The following is a 17,752-nucleotide window of genomic DNA, read 5'->3' as shown; positions in this document are numbered from 1 at the left end:
CTCATGCACGATATGCTTGTTCGACTTTTGGACCTTCCCGACATTTCTGAGGCGGAAAAAAACCTCTTCGAAAATCACGGCATAATATTCAAAAGGCCCATTAGTCCGGAAAAAAGTATTGTTGTGGATTGGATAAAGAAGCATTTCAGCAAAAATTGGGCGGACGAAACAGAAGTTGCCTTTGCCTCCAAGCCCGTAAACTGCTTTATTGCTCAGCGTGGACAGGAAATTTTAGGTTTCGCTTGTTTTGAAAGTACCGCCAAGAATTTTTTTGGCCCTACCGGTGTCCTAACCGACCAAAGAGGTAAAGGCATTGGTAAAATATTACTGATAAAGGCACTTATGGCCCTTAAAAATATGGGATACACCTATGCAATTATTGGAGGGGTCGGCCCTGCTGGCTATTATGAACAGGCCGTAGGCGCCAAGATCATAGAAAAGTCGGAAAAAAGTATTTATCAAAATCTATTAAAACAGCCTAAATGAATGTAGCTCCAAAAGATAAAAACGCTTGGTTGTGGATTCCTTTTTTATATTTCACTCAGGGAATCCCATACATTCTAGTGGTAACCGTTTCGGTAATTATGTACAAACGATTGGGCATTGGAAATGCAGAAATCGGCCTGTACACAAGTTGGTTATATCTGCCATGGGTAATAAAACCATTATGGAGCCCCTTGGTGGACATTAACAGTACCAAACGAAAGTGGTTCTTGGCCATGCAATTGATTATTTCGTTGGCATTTTTGGGAATCGGACTTTTTCTACCGTCCAACTCGTTCTTTATTATCACCTTAGCGTTTTTCTGGATGGCTGCTTTTGCATCGGCCACAAACGACATTGCCTCCGATGGGTATTATATGATCGGCCTTACACAGAAAAAACAATCGTTTTTTATAGGACTTCGCAGCACTTTTTACCGTTTGGCCATGGTTACCGGACAAGGGCTTTTGGTAATCTTTGCCGGTTTTCTGGAAAATAAATACGGGGACAATACCAAAGCATGGTCCATTACAATGATCTGCGCTGCTGTTTTAATGATCGCTTTGACCATATCCAACTTTTTTACCGCACCAAAATTTGAAGAGCCTGCCTTGCGATCGGATGAAAAACCTGCTGGATTTTTCGAAGTATTCGCCACCTTTTTTAGAAAACATCAAATCGGGGTAGCATTGCTGTTTATCCTAACCTATCGCTTGGGGGAATCCCAATTGGTGAAAATGGCCTCCCCTTTCCTACTGGACAAACTGGAAGTGGGCGGATTGGCCTATTCCACCGAAGCTGTGGGCACCATTTATGGCACCGTAGGCGTAATTATGCTATCACTTGGCGGCATTTTGGGCGGTATTTTAATATCTCGGGATGGCCTAAAAAAATGGATGCTTCCCATGCTGCTCGCACTAAATTTGCCCAACGCTCTGTATGCATTGTTGGCCGTTACACAAACGACCAGTATTTACGCAGTGGTGGGCACCGTAATCATAGAACAATTTGGTTATGGTTTCGGCTTTGCAGCATTTATGATGTACCTCATCTATGTGGCAGAAGGAGCTTCGAAAACATCGCACTATGCCATAGCGACCGGTTTTATGGCTCTTGGAATGATGCTGCCCGGAATGCTAAGCGGCTACATACAAGAATGGTTGGGTTATGATGGCTTCTTTATATGGGTGGTAATTGCCGCCTTGCCGGCTTTTATTGTGCTTCGTTATTTAAAATACCCTGCCGATTACGGCAAAAAAACTACCGATTCAAATGATTGATACCCATAGAACATACACACTTACCTCTGAACAACTTTCTTTACAACAGAAGGTAGGGCAATTATTTATGCCTGCCGTATTCATCAACGATACCGAGGAAGAGGTTCAAAAAATGGAAAAATTGATCAAGGATCACCATGTAGGATCCATTTGTTTTTTCCACAGCAGGGCCAGTGCCGCAACCAACTTCGAAGGCAAGAAAAAAGTGGTTCACAACGAAAAAAGCTATGATCGGTTATTGGAGCTTATAAACCGATACCAAAAAGCCGCTCAAATTCCGCTCATCATAGCCATCGATGCTGAATGGGGACTTGCCATGCGCATCGAGAACACACCACAATTTCCTTATGCGATCACATTGGGCGCCCTGAACAATAACAACGAACTTATTTATAAAGTGGGAGAAGCCATCGGGAAAGATTGTAAACATGCAGGCATCCAATGGAATTTGGCCCCCGTGGTCGATATCAACAACAATCCGGAAAATCCTGTTATTGGGTATCGGTCTTTTGGGGACGATAGGGATAGTGTACTCTCCAAGGCAGAAGCATTTCTAAAGGGAATGTCGGAAAGTGGGACTCTTAACTCCATTAAACACTTTCCAGGGCATGGCGATACGGCCACCGACTCCCATTTGGGACTGCCTGTTATCGATAAACCCTTGGATGACCTATTGAAGAATGAACTATATCCTTTTAAAAAACTGATAGATAAAGGGGTCGACTCCGTAATGGTCGGGCATTTGCTCTTGCCACAGATAGATCCCGATCACCCATCCACTACATCATCAAAGATTATTTCCGAGCTACTCCGAAAAGAGTTGGGTTTTAATGGTGTAGTAATTTCCGATGCACTAAATATGCATGCCGTATCCAAAAAGTTCGTTGAAAAAGGGGCGTTGGAAGCGGCTGCGTTTGCTGCTGGTATGGATGTCCTATGCTTTACCGAAAATGTGGCGGAAGGCATTACAAAAATCATAAATAATTCAACTAAAAAACAAATAGAACAAAGCTTTGAAAGGGTTTGGGCATTAAAACAGAAAGTTTTCGCCCCAAATACCGCTGTGCAAACTTCAAATGGGGATACTGTCCAATTAAACAAAGAAATCGCCCAAAATACCATTACGGAGCTTTATGGCAATCCACTCCTGGCAGAAAAAATCAAATCCTCCAACTTCTTGAATGTTTCTATAAGTTCTGGAAAAAGGAACCACTTTGCGGAACAGATAGCGGCACATTCGGGAATACAAGCCATAGATTTGGATACTGCATTGGCATCGGATAAAAAAAATGCCTTGCTGAGTATATTTCCACCCGCTGTAAAACCTAAAGATTTTTTTGGGTTTGATAAGAAGACATTGGCGTTGATCCATAGACTGATTCAAGAAAAAAACATCTTGATCTACCTTTTTGGCAACCCTTACGTGCTCGATATTTTACAATTGGCAGCGAATTCCAATGTAGCATTGATCTATCAGGATTTTCCAGAATTCCAAGAAGTTGCCGTTGAACACTTTTTAGGAAAAATAGAAGCTAAAGGAGCACTTCCCATTCAATTGAAAACATTCCAGCTATGAGTGATGAAATCAAAAAATCTTGGCATAAAAATGCCGAAGAATGGGTGAAAATTATTCAAAACAACGCAATTCCATCAAGAAAATATACGAATACGGCCATTCTCGACACACTAAAATCTTTGGATGGTGACTCCTTGGCGGACATTGGCTGCGGAGAAGGTTGGTTATCGCGGGAAATGCACACCTTGGGTTGGAAAACTACAGGAGTAGATGCAATACCAGGCTTAATCGAGCAAGCAAAAAAACAAGGTAACCATTCTTTTGAAGTGTTCACTTTTGAGGATATTATTGACGGAAAAGCAATTCCAAATGCACCTTTTGATGTTGCTGTCTTCAATTTTTGCCTGTATCTAAAAGATGGAACACAAGAGTTGTTTTCCAATACTTTAAAGCAATTAAAAGCAAACGGCGCCATTGTGATTCAGACTTTGCACCCCTATTTTTTGATTGAAAACGGTCTACCATATCAAAGTCAATGGCTCTCCGATTCTTGGAAAGGCCTGCCGGGCAACTTTACCGACGGACATTCTTGGTATGCTCGGACCATGGAAGATTGGATCGAGGTATTAAATATGGTTGAGCAGAGTAAATTTAGTTTTAAAGAAATCTTGAATAATGAACACAAGCCGATTTCTTTAATCATAGAAATAAGTAAGATATGAACACGTATAAAGTCTTGGGACTAATGTCCGGTACTTCTTTGGACGGTCTCGATATTGCCTATTGTCATATTTGGGAAGAGGCCGGAAAATGGAATTTTTCCATTAAAGAAACCGCAGAAATAGATTATTCCGACAAAATGCGGGAACATCTTAAAAACGCCATCCACCTTTCCGAAGAAGACCACGATCAATTGCACAAAGAATATGGAATTTTTTTAGGGCAAAAGACCAAGGAGTTTATAGAAAACTTGAAAGGAGATGTGGATTTTATTGCAAGTCATGGACATACTTCCCATCACAGACCGGAAGAAGGGATTACGTTTCAACTTGGCGATGGTCAACTATTGGCCAACACTTCCGGAAAAAAGGTAGTGTGCGACTTTAGAACTAAAGATGTGTCCCTAAAGGGACAAGGAGCTCCCTTGGTACCCATTGGTGATGAGCTTTTGTTCCATGAGTATGACTTTTGTCTGAATTTGGGCGGCATCAGCAATATTTCTTTTAAAAAGGACGGTAAACGTATAGCCTATGATATTGGTTTGGCCAATATGCCCTTGAACTTTATTACCCATAAAATGGGTATGGCCTATGACGAAGATGGAAAATTGGCACGTTCTGGAAAACTGGACCGAACCATGCTGGACAAACTGAACAACTTGGAGTACTACCAACTGCCCAATCCCAAATCCACGGGCTTTGAATGGTTTTCCTCCGAGATTCTACCAATAATAGAAAGCTCAAAAGCTTCCAATAAAGACCTGTTGCACACATTTATCCACCATAATTGCGAACAAATCGCAAATGCAGTACATCTGCACAAGAACAGTAGCGAAACTGACACCAAATTATTTGCTACGGGAGGGGGTGCACTTAACTCTTTCTTTATCGAAACGCTTCAAGAAAAGTTGGGAAGGGAAATCCAAGTTGTTGTACCTAGCAAAACTTTGATCGCTTATAAGGAAGCCTTGGTTTTTGCTTTAATGGGCGTTTTACGGCTAGAAGGTAAAACAAACGTGTTAAAGTCAGTTACCGGTGCAACGGAGGATTCTTGCAGTGGTGAAATATTCATGCCCGCAAAGGTTTAAGTCGTAGCTACCCTTTTTCTTTTAGGTTTGTTCACCCAAAGAAAAATGGTCAATGCGCACAATCCGCAAATGGCCAGACCGGCAAATAAAGGCCAAACCGTGTCTTTTACGAATTCACCGATAAAAGTGGCTATAGGTATGGACAGTAGAGTGGATACAAATCCGTTAATAGCAGCACCGATACCAGCAATGTGACCGATAGGCTCCATGGCAATGGATCGGAAATTTCCCCACATAAACCCAAGACAGAAAAACTGGATGGAAAGAAACCCTACCAAAATATAAATGCTGGGATTTGGTGAGTTCAAAAACAAAATGGAATACAAAATGGCAATAACACAAAAGGCTATAGTGGCCATAAGCGAAAGTTTCCGCATTCCAAAACGCATAACCAGAGTTCCGTTTAAAAAAGTTGAAAGACCTATGGAAATGGCCAATCCTGCAAAAATGTATGGAAACATTTCCTTGAGTGCGTATTGATCTTCAAAAATATGCTGGGCAGAACTTAAATACACCAAAAATGCTCCGGTCACCAGTCCCGATGTCAATGTAAAGGCAACCGTTTCCCTATGTTTGATAAATTCGCGAACACCATCGATAAACACATGCTTAGTGAACGGTATTTTATATTGTGGATGTAAAGTTTCCTTTTGACGTTTCCAAAACCAAATAGCAACAATAAGTACAAATACCAATTGAACGTAGAAGATGGCCTTCCACCCGGCAGCATCCAAGATAAGCTTACCAATGGCAGGAGCCACGACCGGTACCAGAATAAAGAAAGCAACCACAAAAGACATAATTTTTGCCATGTAGTCTCCTTCGTAGGTATCCCGAATTATAGAGATGGAAATGGTTCTTGGAGCGGAAAGTCCAATACCCTGTAAAATTCTTCCGACCACCATAATTTCCAACGAGGGCGCATATAAACAAATAATACTTGCCACTAAAAATATTACGAAACCGACATAAACCACCGGTTTTCTCCCAAAACTATCGGATATGGGGCCAAAAAATAATTGTCCCAGACCAAGACCCAAGAAAATCATGGTGACCAATAACTGGTTATCCGTTGGATCGGTACTATTAATAGCTTCTCCGATATTGGAAATGGCAGGCAAAATGGCATCTATGGCCAAGGCCACGATGGACATTAAAGCAGCCATCATGGCCACAAACTCAAAATTGGGTTTTTGATTTTGTTTTTGCATCCGGCAAAATTAGTGATACCCAATGGATCGCTAAAGCTTTTAAGAAAGGTTTAATGTTATGGAAACACTTATAACGTTGTAGTTAAAAATAAGTAAAATCAATCCTTGGTATTTTCTCTCGGTTTCGCTCAGGATTCGATGTAAAAAATCAATCTACCCAACAATTCACTTTATAACTACTTCAATATTATTATTTTCCAACCTTAAAGTTGAAACCTCTTAAATCCGGACTAACCTACAACGGAATGTTGCCGTGCTTCTTCCAAGGGGTCTGCACTTCTTTTTTTTCCAACATGGCAAACGTTTTCAACAATTTACTTCGGGTATCCTTTGGTAAGATTACCTCATCAATAAAACCGCGTTTGGCCGCCCTGTAAGGGTTAGCGAACTTGTCGGCATATTCGGTTTCCTTTTCCTTCAGTTTGGCTTCTGGATCTTCGGCTGCTGCAATTTCACGCCTAAAGATGATCTCACTGGCACCTTTCGCACCCATTACGGCAATTTCGGCAGAAGGCCAAGCATAGTTAAAGTCCGCACCAATGTGTTTGGAGTTCATTACATCATAAGCACCGCCATAAGCTTTGCGTGTAATTACGGTGACTCTTGGCACGGTTGCTTCACTTAAGGCATATAGTAATTTAGCGCCATGCATTATAATTCCGCTCCATTCCTGATCAGTTCCTGGCAAAAATCCGGGAACGTCCACCAGCACCAATAAAGGAATATTAAAGGAATCACAGAATCTCGTAAATCGTGCCGCTTTCCTGGAACTCTTTACACCAAGTACCCCGGCCAAGAACATGGGTTGATTGGCAATTACACCTATACTTCTTCCACCCAACCGGGCAAAACCGGTAATTATGTTTTCCGCATAATCCTTATGGATCTCGTAAAACGAGTCTGCGTCGATGATCCCATTGATCACATCGTGCATATCGTAAGGTTTGTTGGGATTATCGGGTACGATCCCCATTAGCTCCTCTCTGGTTTCATCCCCAAGTTCGTAGGGCAATAATGGCGTGGTTTCTTTATTGTTTTGAGGAAGATAATCCAATAATTTTCGGATATCGTCCAAACAAGCTGCATCGTTGGTAGAGGTTTTGTGGGCCACTCCCGATTTTACCGCGTGGGTACTTGCCCCGCCCAATTCCTCGGATGTAACGGTTTCGTTGGTTACCGTTTTTACCACATTGGGTCCCGTTACGAACATATAACTGGTTTCCTCTACCATTATAATAAAATCCGTCATGGCGGGGGAATACACTGCACCACCTGCACAAGGCCCCATGATAGCAGAAATTTGAGGAATTACGCCGGATGCCTGTACATTTCGGTAAAAAATATCGGCATAACCTCCCAAGGACCGAACTCCCTCTTGTATTCTAGCACCTCCTGAATCATTTAAACCAATAATTGGAGCGCCTACCTTCATGGCCAGATCCATGATCTTACATATTTTTTCGGCGTGTGTTTCCGACAATGCGCCACCAAAAACAGTAAAGTCCTGTGCATACACATAAACCAATCTTCCGTTTACCGTTCCATACCCGGTTACAACACCGTCCCCGTAATACATTTCCTTGTCCATACCAAAATCGGTGGTACGGTGGGTCACCAAAATTCCCATTTCTTCAAAGGAACCTTCGTCTAAAAAATAAAGGATTCGTTCTCGGGCGGTAAGCTTTTTCTTTTGATGTTGTTTTTCAATCCGTTTTTCGCCACCCCCTAAATGGGCTTCGGCAATTTTTTCTTGTAATGCTTTTATTTTGGGATCCATAGGATTCAGTTTGAAGGTAATCGTACTATTTTTTTATCTTCCAGATATTGATGCAGTGCAACCATTGCGGCAATCTCGGCCTCGTTGCCCATTTGATCCTTTATTTTCTCTGGAGAATAATAATTCTTTACAAAATGGGTATCAAAATTCCCTGATCGGAATGCTTCGTGGGCAAAAACAAAACTTCCAAAGGGCAATGTCGTCTGCACTCCTTTAACTTTATAATTCAGAATTGCTTCGAGCATAAGTTCAATGGCCTCTTCCCTAGTTTTTCCATAAGTAATGAGCTTGGATAACATAGGGTCATAGTAAATAGGTATGTCCATGCCCTCCCTAAATCCATTGTCCACCCGAATGCCATCGCCCACTGGCAATTGATAGGTCTCCAAGTTTCCTACACTAGGGAGAAAATCGTTTAAGGGATCTTCCGCATATACCCGTAATTCCACTGCATGTCCTTGAATTTTCAAGTCTTCCTGTTTCATAGGCAGTTCTTCTCCCCGGGCCACTTTTATTTGTAGCTCAACCAAATCCACTCCAGATATTATTTCGGTGACCGGGTGCTCCACTTGCAAACGGGTATTCATTTCCAGAAAGTAAAAATTGTGGTCGGCATCCATTAAAAACTCCACTGTGCCAGCTCCAATATAATCGCATGATTTTGCCACTTTACAAGCTGCAATCCCCATTTTTTCGCGCAGTTCAGGAGTTAGGATGGCCGATGGTGCCTCTTCTACCACTTTTTGGTGGCGACGTTGCACGCTACATTCCCTTTCAAAAAAATGAAGTACATTTCCGTGGGTATCGGCCATAACCTGAACCTCGATATGCCTAGGAGATGTAACATACTTTTCCACAAAAACGGAACCATCTCCAAAGGCCGAAGTAGCCTCACTAATGGCGCGTTGCATTCCGGATTCCAGATCTTCTTCTTTTTCAACGATCCGCATTCCCTTTCCTCCACCACCAGCAGAGGCCTTGATCAACACAGGGTAACCTACTTCATTGGCTATGTCGTGGGCCTTTGCCACATCGGAAATTGCTTCGTCTATACCGGGGACCATAGGAATATCGTAAGCCTTTACCGCTTCCTTGGCGGCCAATTTGCTTCCCATTATTCGAATGGCCTTGGATTTTGGTCCAATAAACGTGATGCCGCTTTTTTCAACAGCTTCGGCAAAATCGGCATTCTCGCTTAAAAACCCGTATCCCGGATGAATACCATCCACATTCAGGCTCCTGGCCACCTCAATTATTTTGTCACCTCGTAAATAAGATTGGTTGGATGGTGCCTCACCAATACAAACCGCCTCATCCGCAAATTGGACATGCGGTGCATTGCGATCTACTTCCGAGAAAACAGCTACGGTCTTTATGCCCATTTTTTTTGCGGTCCTCATTACACGAACTGCAATTTCGCCACGATTGGCCACTAATATTTTTCTCATGATGTTTTATTGAAATTCTATCAACAATTGTTTCTTTTCAACGGCATCACCTTGCGACACGCCAATTTTTTTTATCACACCATTACGTGGTGAGGTAATTATATTTTCCATTTTCATGGCTTCCAAAATTACCAATTGGTCCTCTTCGGATACTTCTTGGCCTTCCTTTACCAAAATATCCAAAATCAGTCCCGGCATGGGGGCAGCAATGGAGTCTATGTTTTTACCGCCATTGGTGGCAAAGCCCATTTTTTCTATGAGTTCGTCCAGAGGAGTTTGTATGGTGGCCCGATGTTCGCTTCCATCGACACTAATGGTATAAACGCCATTGTTAAAATCGGTCTCCAAGATCTTTACATGGTACGACCTACCCTCCTTTAATAAATGAAAGGTGCCGTTACCGGTTTTGATCAGATCTAACGAAGATATAGTGTCGGTGGAGAGTTTAAAGTCGAAGCCATCCCCTACTTTAACAGAGTATATATTGTCCATAAAAAAGGTTTCCATTGGTTAGCTTGATAAATATAAAGGTTAATGAATAAAAAACCATGTAAAGCTATACCTAATAAGCAGGATAAATTATGACAATCATCATTAATTGTTTTTATTGTAATCATTAATTATGCAGTATACTGGGATAGTTGGGAACAAAATCATTTGTTTATTTTTGACGACAAATTTTAAACTATGTTGATCTTAGGGATAGCAGGGGGCACAGGGTGCGGAAAAACAACGGTTGTAAACCAGATCGTGGAGCAATTGCCCCAAGATGAAGTGGGTATAATATCCCAAGATTCCTATTATAACGATCTTTCCCATTTAAGCAAAGAAGAAAGAGCGAAGGTAAATTTTGACCACCCCAACTCCATAGATTTTGATTTGCTGATCGAGCACATAGAACTATTAAGACAGGGAAAGTCCATAGAAACCCCCATTTATTCGTTCGTGGAAGAAACCCGGATGAAGGAAACCATTACCACACACCCCCGCAAAGTTATGATCGTGGAAGGTATTTTAGTTCTGAGCAACCCCAAATTAAGGGAAATGTTCGACATTAAAATCTATGTGCATGCCGATTCGGATGAACGTTTGATCAGACGGTTACAAAGGGACACCCGCGAACGGGGACATGATTTGGACAAGGTTCTAACAAGGTACCAAACCGCTGTTAAACCCATGCACCTTCAATTTATTGAACCATCCAAGGAGTTTGCGGACATAATTATCCCGAACAACCACTATAATACCGTAGCCGTGGATATTGTTAGAACCATAATCAACAATAAACTTGTATAGGTATGGGGTTAAGGGAATTGAAAAAAAAGAAGTGGTTCAAAATTATGACCAATACCTATATTTTGGTATTGACCATATTCGTGATCTGGATGGCCTTTTTTGATACCAATTCCTTGTTGATCCATTTGGAGCTGGAAAATGAAATAGACAAGCTCGAAAAAGAAAAAGAATTTCTGGAAACTGAAATTGAGAAGGACAAGGAAATCTTAAAAAAAATGTCCGACGATAAAGAATTGGAGAAGTTGGCCCGAGAAAAATATTTTATGAAAAAGGACAACGAAGAAATATTCCTTATCGAATATGAAGACAGCTTAAAGACTAAACAAAAATGAGCGACACTAACTTATTTCAAGAATTTCCCGAAGTCTCCACCAAAGAATGGAAACAAAAAATACAGGTAGACCTTAAAGGCGCAGATTACAACGAAGCATTGGTCTGGGAATCTTTGGAAGGCATCAATGTAAAACCATTTTACAACCAAGATGATCTAAAGGACATTCACTCCTATTCGATGCCCAACGACCACAAATGGCACATTGGGCAAGCCATTTATGTCGCAGACCCTATCAAAGCCAATTCCAAAGCTCTGGAAATTTTGAAAAAAGGAGTGGAGAGCCTTGTATTTACCATACCAGAGGAATCCATCGATTTTGAAAAATTGCTATCTGGCATCGACAAGACCGGAGTGGTACTTTATTTCAATTTCGAGTTTTTAGCCCTGGAACCTACAAAAAAGCTAGTCTCTCTCCTATCTAAAGAAAAGGCTAAGGCTTATCTGAACATAGACATTATCGGCAATTTGGCCAAAGAAGGCAACTGGTTCTACAATTTGGAAAAAGACCACGATATTTTTACCGAATTGGTGTCATTGGGCACTTCGGACATCTCCTTAATAGGAGTAGATCTATCGCTTTATCAAAATGCTGGAGCAAATATGGTCCAGCAATTGGCCTACGGCTTGGCCCATGCCAACGAATACCTCGACCATTTTATCAATTCCAAAAAAATCGAGGCACATCTCCCCATTACATTTAAAGTTGCGGTGGGCAGTAATTATTTTTTTGAAATAGCCAAAATAAAAGCACTTCGGTGGCTTTGGAACTCCTTGGCTTCGGAATATGGAATTTCCGGTGAGTGCCATATTATGGCCCAACCCTCCAAACGTAATAAAACACTCTACGATTACAACGTAAACATGCTGCGGACCACATCCGAAAGCATGTCCGCCGTTTTGGGGGGCGCCGACACGGTTTCCAATTCGGCATACGATGCCATATACCATAAGGACAATGCATTTGGAGAACGCATAGCCCGCAACCAATTGCTACTTTTAAAAGAAGAAGGGTATTTCTCCGATGCAGCCCAATTCACGGACGGTGCCTATTATATAGAATCGGTAACTCATCAATTGGCGGAAAAGGCCCTTTCACTTTTTAAACAGGTTGAAAAATCCGGAGGTTTTTGGGAAAACTTAAAAAAGGGCAACATCCAACAAAAAATAAAGGAGAGTGCCGAAAAAGAACAGCAACTATTTAATGCAGGAAAGATCGTTTCCCTAGGCACCAATAAATACCAGAACCCGCAAGATAGGATGAAAGACGACCTTGAACTCTATCCCTTTGTAAAAACCAAAGCGCGCAAAACCATTATCGAGCCCATTATTGAAAAACGATTGGCCGAAGCCACCGAACAAAAAAGATTGAACGATGAGTAGAAAAGACCTTCAACATCTGGAACTATCTGTCAGGTCGAGTGCAGTCGAGACCCAAAAAAACGGACACGAAAATTTTGCCGCGGGCATTGCCCCTTTCTTGCGTGGCCCCTACTCTACCATGTATGTGCGCAGACCATGGACCATTCGCCAGTATGCCGGGTTTTCAACAGCCGAGGAAAGCAACGCCTTTTACCGAAGGAATTTAGAGGCAGGACAAAAAGGCCTTTCAGTTGCTTTTGACCTACCCACCCACCGTGGATACGATTCGGACAATGATCGTGTTGTTGGCGATGTGGGCAAAGCGGGAGTTGCCATAGATTCTATCGAGGATATGAAAATCCTGTTCAACGGGATACCTTTGGATAAAATGTCGGTTTCCATGACCATGAACGGGGCCGTAATTCCCATTATGGCCTTTTACATTGTAGCAGGGTTGGAGCAAGGAGTGCCCATGGAGCAACTTTCCGGGACCATCCAAAATGATATTTTGAAAGAATTCATGGTTCGGAATACATACATTTACCCTCCCTCGCCATCCATGCAGATTGTGGCGGATATTTTTGAGTTTACCAGCAAACACATGCCTCGATTCAACAGTATCAGTATTTCCGGGTACCATATGCACGAAGCAGGAGCTCCTGCTGCTATGGAATTGGCCTACACCTTGGCCGATGGGGTAGAATATATTAGAACCGGGATAAAGGCAGGACTAAAAATTGATGAGTTCGCTCCTCGCCTATCATTTTTCTGGGGGATCGGAATGAATCATTTCTCCGAAATTGCCAAAATGAGGGCAGGTAGGATGCTCTGGGCCAAATTGGTCGAACAGTTCAACCCGACCAACCCAAAATCATCCATGCTCCGAACACACAGTCAGACCAGTGGCTGGAGCTTAACGGAGCAAGATCCATTCAACAATGTCGCAAGAACTACGATCGAAGCCATGGCGGCAGCATTTGGGGGCACACAAAGTCTTCACACAAATGCCTTGGACGAAGCCATAGCACTGCCAACCGATTTTTCTGCACGGATTGCTCGAAACACACAAATATATCTTCAGCAAGAAACACACATCACTAAAACCGTTGACCCTTGGGCCGGGAGCCATAAAGTGGAACAACTCACCCAAGAAATTGCCGAAAACGCATGGGAATTGATCCAAGAAGTAGAAAAATTGGGCGGCATGACAAAAGCCATTGAAAAAGGTATCCCAAAAATGCGTATTGAAGAGGCCGCAGCCAAAAAACAAGCTCGTATCGACAGTGGACAAGATGTTATTGTAGGAGTGAACAAATACCGCTTGGAAAATGAGGACGACCTTCAAATTTTGGAGGTGGACAATGCCAAGGTGAGAAAACAACAAATGGCGCGTCTTGACGAAATTCGAAACAAAAGGGACTCAAAAGCTGTAGAAAAAGCGCTCGATGCAATTCGAATTGCATCGAAAAAAGCCATGAACAACGATTCGGACCGCGGAAATTTGCTAGCTTTAGCAGTAGAAGCAGCCAAATTACGTGCAACCCTCGGTGAAATCAGCGATGCCATGGAGAGTGCATTTGGACGATACAGAGCTAAAATTCAATCTTTTACCGGAGTGTATTCCAAAGAAATTAAAAACGACGCGAGCTTTGAGAAGGCTCGAAAACTGGCAGACAGCTTTGCTGAACAAGAAGGCCGGAGACCTCGTATTATGGTTGCAAAAATGGGTCAAGACGGTCACGACCGTGGAGCCAAAGTTGTCGCTACAGGATATGCCGACCTTGGTTTTGATGTAGATATAGGACCATTGTTCCAAACCCCGGCCGAAGTAGCCAAACAAGCCGTAGAAAACGATGTGCATATCTTAGGAATTTCTTCCTTGGCCGGAGGACACAAGACCTTGGTTCCAGAGGTAGTAAAGGAATTGAGAAAATATGGGCGTGAGGATATTATGGTAATCGTGGGGGGGGTGATCCCAAAGCAAGATTACGACCATTTATTAACAAATGGTGCCGTTGCCGTTTTTGGTCCAGGGACCAAAATAGCCGATGCCGCCACAGAGATGCTGAATATTTTAATGAACTAAAACTTTAAGACTCTACCAATCACAAGTTTAACGTACTTTAACGCAGAATACCGGGTTTATTCACCCACTGTTAACAAATTACATTTTATTGCATCCTAAATAATCGTATTTTTAGCCCCTAACTTACTATGAAATGGGCAAGATTATTGCAATTGCAAACCAAAAGGGTGGTGTAGGCAAAACTACCACTACGGTAAACCTTGCGGCCTCCCTTGGTGTATTGGAAAAAAAGGTATTACTTATTGATGCCGACCCCCAAGCCAATGCAACATCTGGTTTAGGTGTTGACGTGGATTCTGTAGAAAAAGGAACCTATCAGCTTTTGGAACACACCATGAGTGTTGAAGAAGTGACCATACCTACAGATTCCCCGAATGTAGATTTGGTACCTGCACATATTGATTTGGTTGCCATCGAGATTGAATTGGTGGACAAGGACAATCGGGAATACATGCTCAAAGAAGCCTTGAAAAATCTGGGCGATAAGTACGATTTTGTATTGATTGATTGCGCCCCCTCACTAGGCCTATTGACCTTGAACGCACTTACGGCTGCAGACTCCGTAATGATTCCTATACAATGTGAGTATTTTGCCTTGGAAGGTCTTGGCAAACTATTGAACACAGTAAAGAGCGTCCAAAAAATACACAACAACGATTTGGACATCGAGGGCATGCTCTTGACCATGTACGATTCCAGGTTACGACTGTCCAACCAAGTTGTTGAAGAAGTAAAAAAACACTTTGCGGATATGGTCTTCGATACCATTATCCAAAGAAACGTTAGGCTCAGTGAAGCTCCAAGTTACGGGGAGAGCATCATAAAATATGACGCCAGTAGCAAAGGAGCGTCCAATTACCTTAACTTGGCCAACGAAATTTTGAAAAAAAACAAGGAGAAAGTTTAAATGGCGAAAGCAACAAAAAAACAGGCTTTGGGAAGAGGCCTGTCCGCCCTTTTAAAAGACCCGGACAACGATATTAAGTCCGTGTCGGACAAAAATGCGGATCAGGTAATCGGCAATGTAGTGGAACTGGATGTAAATTCCATAGAAGTAAATCCTTTTCAACCTCGTTCCAATTTTAACGACGAAGCACTCGAAGAACTGGCCAGTTCCATACGTGAGTTGGGCATTATACAACCCATAACCGTTAGAAAACTGGACTTTAACAAGTTCCAACTGGTTTCCGGGGAACGTAGGTTCCGTGCTTCAAAATTGGTAGGATTGGAAACTATTCCCGCCTACATCCGCATCGCCAACGATCAGGAATCCTTAGAGATGGCCTTGGTGGAAAACATCCAAAGACAGGATCTTGACCCTATCGAAATCGCGCTCTCCTACCAAAGGTTGATTGATGAAATAGAAATCACCCAAGAAAAATTGAGCGATCGTGTGGGCAAAAAACGTTCCACCATTACCAACTATCTACGATTGTTAAAACTCGACCCCATTATCCAAACGGGTATGAGAGATGGGTTTATAAGCATGGGGCATGGTAGGGCATTGATCAATATCGACAAGAAAAAGGAACAGATAGCGATCTACGAAAAAATTGTATCGGACGGCCTTTCCGTTAGAGCTACGGAACAATTGGTTAAATCGCACAAAAACCCAAAAGCCGCTGCATCCGAGAGCAAAAAAAGTTCGCAGAACGTACCCGGGTTTGTTTCCGAAAGTTTGGATTCCATCAAGAACCGGTTGGCCACCAAAGTGGATATCACCGCCTCGAAGAACGGAAAAGGAAAGATTGTGATACCATTTCATTCCGAAGAAGAATTCCAGCGCATCAAAAAATTATTGACAGGTGAATAAAAACCTCCTTTTATTGCTCTTTGCCTTTTTGATGTTTCAGTCCAGCTTTTCTCAAGAAGAAGAAAAAACTGAACGGACGAAAAAAACTCAAGATACCGATTCCCTTACCCAAAAAATGGAGGGAGAGGGTGTTACTTTTGAAGAAGTTACAAAAAAAGAGAACATCAACCCATTGGCACCTAGTAAAGCCGCATTCTATTCTGCCATTCTTCCAGGTTTGGGGCAGATATACAACAAACGGTATTGGAAAGCTCCAATAGTTTGGGGAGCTCTGGGAACCAGTATCTATGTGTATTCCTTCAATAATACAGAATATCGCAGGGCAAGAAATGCCTTTAAAAGAAGACTTGCCGGCTTCACCGATGATGAGTTCTCCAGAGAAGATGGAACCCCCATCATTTCTGACGAAGCATTGCAAGAAGCTCAGGAAAGTAGCCAAAGAGACAGGGATTTGGCCTTGGTGATCAGCATTGCACTATACGCCCTTAATATTATCGATGCCAATGTGGATTCCCACCTTAAACAATACAATGTAAGCGATGACCTTGCAGTGGATTTTAACCCCTACATAGAAATTAATCCTTTTACCAATAAGCCAAACTATGGAATGGCTATGGTCATAAAATTTTAGTTTGATGAATATTGGTCTGTTCGGATATGGTAAAATGGGAAAAAAAATCGAGCAAATTGCTCAGGATAGAGGTCATACCATAACCGCAAAAATAAACGATAGCTCGCAGGAAGTTGATTATTCCGCATTCGATGTTGCTATAGATTTTAGCACGCCGGAAACAGCTTTTGAGAACATAACCCGTTGTTTTGAGCACAAAGTGCCCGTAATTAGTGGCACAACCGGTTGGTTGGAAAAATACGAAGATGCCATCGAGATTTGCAATGCCAATCAGAGCGCCTTTATCTATGCTTCCAATTTTAGTTTGGGAGTTAATATTTTTTTTGAACTTAACAAGAAACTGGCCCAAATGATGGCCGGATTAGATCAGTACAGGGTTTCCATGGAAGAGATCCATCATACCCAAAAGTTGGATGCCCCCAGTGGCACGGCAATTACTCTTGCAGAGGGGATTATTTCAAATTCAACTTACAACAAATGGAAGTTGAATGAATCCGGAGACCACATTGTTCCCATAAAATCAATTCGAGAAGGCATGGTTCCCGGCACCCACACCATAAGCTACGGTAGTGCGGTGGATACTATTCAAATAAAGCACGAAGCGCACAATAGGGAAGGTTTTGCACTGGGTGCTGTTATTGCATCGGAATGGATTCAAGGAAAAGAAGGCGTATTTACGATGAAGGATGTGTTAAACCTAAGCTAAAAAAC

The 17,752-nt window shown here is 42.3% G+C and carries 17 protein-coding genes; 13 read left to right on the top strand and 4 right to left on the bottom strand.

The window, feature by feature from the left end:
• Positions 1–3: 3 nt before the first annotated feature.
• The 5 genes from AB9K32_RS10470 to AB9K32_RS10450 are packed head-to-tail and all read left to right on the top strand — an operon-like array spanning position 4 to position 5,086.
• Positions 4–486: a GNAT family N-acetyltransferase gene (locus tag AB9K32_RS10470; protein ID WP_369885133.1), complete on the top strand. Its 483-nt coding sequence runs from the start codon at positions 4–6 to the stop codon at positions 484–486.
• The gene (locus AB9K32_RS10465; RefSeq protein WP_369885132.1) at positions 483–1,763 is read left to right on the top strand and encodes an MFS transporter; all 1,281 of its coding nucleotides are present in this window, start codon (positions 483–485) and stop codon (positions 1,761–1,763) included. Before AB9K32_RS10470 ends, AB9K32_RS10465 begins: the two co-directional genes overlap by 4 nt.
• On the top strand, positions 1,756–3,339 hold the full coding sequence (locus AB9K32_RS10460) for a glycoside hydrolase family 3 protein (RefSeq protein ID WP_369885131.1): 1,584 nt from the start codon (positions 1,756–1,758) through the stop codon (positions 3,337–3,339). Before AB9K32_RS10465 ends, AB9K32_RS10460 begins: the two co-directional genes overlap by 8 nt.
• Positions 3,336–4,001, top strand: a complete 666-nt coding sequence (locus AB9K32_RS10455; RefSeq protein WP_369885130.1) for a class I SAM-dependent methyltransferase — start codon at positions 3,336–3,338, stop codon at positions 3,999–4,001. The genes AB9K32_RS10460 and AB9K32_RS10455 overlap by 4 nt, the downstream gene beginning before the upstream one ends.
• A complete protein-coding gene (locus AB9K32_RS10450) occupies positions 3,998–5,086 on the top strand; it encodes an anhydro-N-acetylmuramic acid kinase (RefSeq protein WP_224835079.1) in 1,089 nt (362 codons plus the stop codon). Before AB9K32_RS10455 ends, AB9K32_RS10450 begins: the two co-directional genes overlap by 4 nt.
• Here the strand turns inward: AB9K32_RS10450 and AB9K32_RS10445 are convergent.
• The 4 genes from AB9K32_RS10445 to AB9K32_RS10430 all read right to left on the bottom strand — a co-directional run bounded on the left by AB9K32_RS10445 (position 5,083) and on the right by AB9K32_RS10430 (position 10,014).
• Complete coding sequence (locus AB9K32_RS10445) at positions 5,083–6,297, bottom strand: multidrug effflux MFS transporter (RefSeq protein WP_224835080.1); 1,215 nt, start codon at positions 6,295–6,297, stop codon at positions 5,083–5,085. The two genes, AB9K32_RS10450 and AB9K32_RS10445, sit on opposite strands and share 4 nt — an antisense overlap.
• Before the next feature lie 235 nt (positions 6,298–6,532).
• Positions 6,533–8,074, bottom strand: a complete 1,542-nt coding sequence (locus AB9K32_RS10440) for an acyl-CoA carboxylase subunit beta (RefSeq protein ID WP_293294455.1) — start codon at positions 8,072–8,074, stop codon at positions 6,533–6,535.
• A 5-nt stretch (positions 8,075–8,079) separates the two neighbouring features.
• Positions 8,080–9,522, bottom strand: a complete 1,443-nt coding sequence (gene accC / locus AB9K32_RS10435; protein WP_369885129.1) for an acetyl-CoA carboxylase biotin carboxylase subunit — start codon at positions 9,520–9,522, stop codon at positions 8,080–8,082.
• Between the two features lie 6 nt (positions 9,523–9,528).
• A complete protein-coding gene (locus AB9K32_RS10430) occupies positions 9,529–10,014 on the bottom strand; it encodes an acetyl-CoA carboxylase biotin carboxyl carrier protein subunit (RefSeq protein ID WP_252079246.1) in 486 nt (161 codons plus the stop codon).
• A 195-nt stretch (positions 10,015–10,209) separates the two neighbouring features.
• On the opposite strand from AB9K32_RS10430, the gene udk reads away from it, so the two are divergent.
• The 8 genes from udk (at position 10,210) to dapB (ending at position 17,747) form a co-directional block, all read left to right on the top strand.
• Complete coding sequence (gene udk / locus AB9K32_RS10425; RefSeq protein ID WP_224835084.1) at positions 10,210–10,818, top strand: uridine kinase; 609 nt, start codon at positions 10,210–10,212, stop codon at positions 10,816–10,818.
• Positions 10,819–10,820: 2 nt separating this feature from the next.
• Positions 10,821–11,150 (top strand): septum formation initiator family protein, encoded by a 330-nt coding sequence (locus AB9K32_RS10420; protein ID WP_369885128.1) that lies wholly within the window; start codon positions 10,821–10,823, stop codon positions 11,148–11,150.
• Positions 11,147–12,532 (top strand): methylmalonyl-CoA mutase subunit beta, encoded by a 1,386-nt coding sequence (locus AB9K32_RS10415; protein WP_369885127.1) that lies wholly within the window; start codon positions 11,147–11,149, stop codon positions 12,530–12,532. Before AB9K32_RS10420 ends, AB9K32_RS10415 begins: the two co-directional genes overlap by 4 nt.
• Entirely contained in the window at positions 12,525–14,597 is a 2,073-nt protein-coding gene (scpA, locus tag AB9K32_RS10410; protein WP_369885126.1) for a methylmalonyl-CoA mutase, read from the top strand. Before AB9K32_RS10415 ends, scpA begins: the two co-directional genes overlap by 8 nt.
• Before the next feature lie 133 nt (positions 14,598–14,730).
• Positions 14,731–15,504 (top strand): ParA family protein, encoded by a 774-nt coding sequence (locus AB9K32_RS10405; protein WP_224835088.1) that lies wholly within the window; start codon positions 14,731–14,733, stop codon positions 15,502–15,504.
• Positions 15,505–16,410 (top strand): ParB/RepB/Spo0J family partition protein, encoded by a 906-nt coding sequence (locus tag AB9K32_RS10400; RefSeq protein ID WP_252079243.1) that lies wholly within the window; start codon positions 15,505–15,507, stop codon positions 16,408–16,410.
• Positions 16,403–17,041 carry a DUF5683 domain-containing protein gene (locus AB9K32_RS10395; RefSeq protein WP_224835090.1) on the top strand — a complete coding sequence of 213 codons (639 nt, stop codon included), beginning with the start codon at positions 16,403–16,405 and terminating at the stop codon, positions 17,039–17,041. Before AB9K32_RS10400 ends, AB9K32_RS10395 begins: the two co-directional genes overlap by 8 nt.
• Before the next feature lie 4 nt (positions 17,042–17,045).
• Positions 17,046–17,747, top strand: a complete 702-nt coding sequence (gene dapB / locus AB9K32_RS10390) for a 4-hydroxy-tetrahydrodipicolinate reductase (RefSeq protein WP_369885125.1) — start codon at positions 17,046–17,048, stop codon at positions 17,745–17,747.
• The last annotated feature ends 5 nt before the right edge of the window (positions 17,748–17,752 follow it).

Origin of the sequence: Allomuricauda sp. XS_ASV26 (genome assembly GCF_041224615.1) — a bacterium.
In the GTDB taxonomy this organism is placed as follows: domain Bacteria; phylum Bacteroidota; class Bacteroidia; order Flavobacteriales; family Flavobacteriaceae; genus Flagellimonas; species Flagellimonas alginolytica.
Note: the sequence above shows the minus strand (reverse complement) of the source record. Positions and strands in the feature narration are given on the sequence as shown.

Excerpts from the sequence above, each read along its gene's own strand:
- AB9K32_RS10470 (WP_369885133.1), top strand. The coding sequence starts at position 4 with ATGCACGATATGCTTGTTCGACTTTTGGACCTTCCCGACATTTCTGAG.
- AB9K32_RS10465 (WP_369885132.1), top strand. The coding sequence starts at position 483 with ATGAATGTAGCTCCAAAAGATAAAAACGCTTGGTTGTGGATTCCTTTT.
- AB9K32_RS10460 (WP_369885131.1), top strand. The coding sequence starts at position 1,756 with ATGATTGATACCCATAGAACATACACACTTACCTCTGAACAACTTTCT.
- AB9K32_RS10455 (WP_369885130.1), top strand. The coding sequence starts at position 3,336 with ATGAGTGATGAAATCAAAAAATCTTGGCATAAAAATGCCGAAGAATGG.
- AB9K32_RS10450 (WP_224835079.1), top strand. The coding sequence starts at position 3,998 with ATGAACACGTATAAAGTCTTGGGACTAATGTCCGGTACTTCTTTGGAC.
- AB9K32_RS10445 (WP_224835080.1), bottom strand. The coding sequence starts at position 6,297 with ATGCAAAAACAAAATCAAAAACCCAATTTTGAGTTTGTGGCCATGATG.
- AB9K32_RS10440 (WP_293294455.1), bottom strand. The coding sequence starts at position 8,074 with ATGGATCCCAAAATAAAAGCATTACAAGAAAAAATTGCCGAAGCCCAT.
- accC (WP_369885129.1), bottom strand. The coding sequence starts at position 9,522 with ATGAGAAAAATATTAGTGGCCAATCGTGGCGAAATTGCAGTTCGTGTA.
- AB9K32_RS10430 (WP_252079246.1), bottom strand. The coding sequence starts at position 10,014 with ATGGACAATATATACTCTGTTAAAGTAGGGGATGGCTTCGACTTTAAA.
- udk (WP_224835084.1), top strand. The coding sequence starts at position 10,210 with ATGTTGATCTTAGGGATAGCAGGGGGCACAGGGTGCGGAAAAACAACG.
- AB9K32_RS10420 (WP_369885128.1), top strand. The coding sequence starts at position 10,821 with ATGGGGTTAAGGGAATTGAAAAAAAAGAAGTGGTTCAAAATTATGACC.
- AB9K32_RS10415 (WP_369885127.1), top strand. The coding sequence starts at position 11,147 with ATGAGCGACACTAACTTATTTCAAGAATTTCCCGAAGTCTCCACCAAA.
- scpA (WP_369885126.1), top strand. The coding sequence starts at position 12,525 with ATGAGTAGAAAAGACCTTCAACATCTGGAACTATCTGTCAGGTCGAGT.
- AB9K32_RS10405 (WP_224835088.1), top strand. The coding sequence starts at position 14,731 with ATGGGCAAGATTATTGCAATTGCAAACCAAAAGGGTGGTGTAGGCAAA.
- AB9K32_RS10400 (WP_252079243.1), top strand. The coding sequence starts at position 15,505 with ATGGCGAAAGCAACAAAAAAACAGGCTTTGGGAAGAGGCCTGTCCGCC.
- dapB (WP_369885125.1), top strand. The coding sequence starts at position 17,046 with ATGAATATTGGTCTGTTCGGATATGGTAAAATGGGAAAAAAAATCGAG.